At 47.3% G+C, this 332-nt stretch carries 1 protein-coding gene; it reads right to left on the bottom strand.

The genetic code is table 11. The features are described from left to right. Positions 1 to 332, bottom strand: a 332-nt coding sequence (locus tag D9O48_RS18870) for a hypothetical protein (RefSeq protein ID WP_158624949.1), incomplete at both ends; no start/stop codon positions are given.

Below are 332 nucleotides of genomic sequence, written 5' to 3'. Positions count from 1 at the left end.
CCGCTGCCTACCGTTTTTCTGCCCAGTTCTTTTTTGCTGAGCTGCCCTAAGGGGTCATAACTGTGGCGTACTACCAGTTTGTAAGCACCTCCATTGAGCGACTGTACCACCGAATCAAGCCTTCCTGCACCATCATAGGCATTACGGGTCATCACTACCACACTGGACGGAATCATGCCGGTGGCGTTATGAGTGATTTTGGTAGCCAGCGCCTTGCCATCGAAACTGTATTGAGTAGTCGTTCTATCGATACCACCGGTTTGGTTTTTACTCACCGATTGCAACAACCGGCTTTTAGAATCATAAAAATGTACCGTGCTTAAAAAAGTATT

It is taken from the genome of Gynurincola endophyticus (assembly GCF_003991195.1).
In the GTDB taxonomy this organism is placed as follows: domain Bacteria; phylum Bacteroidota; class Bacteroidia; order Chitinophagales; family Chitinophagaceae; genus Gynurincola; species Gynurincola endophyticus.
This window is presented reverse-complemented; position numbering and strand designations above follow the sequence as displayed.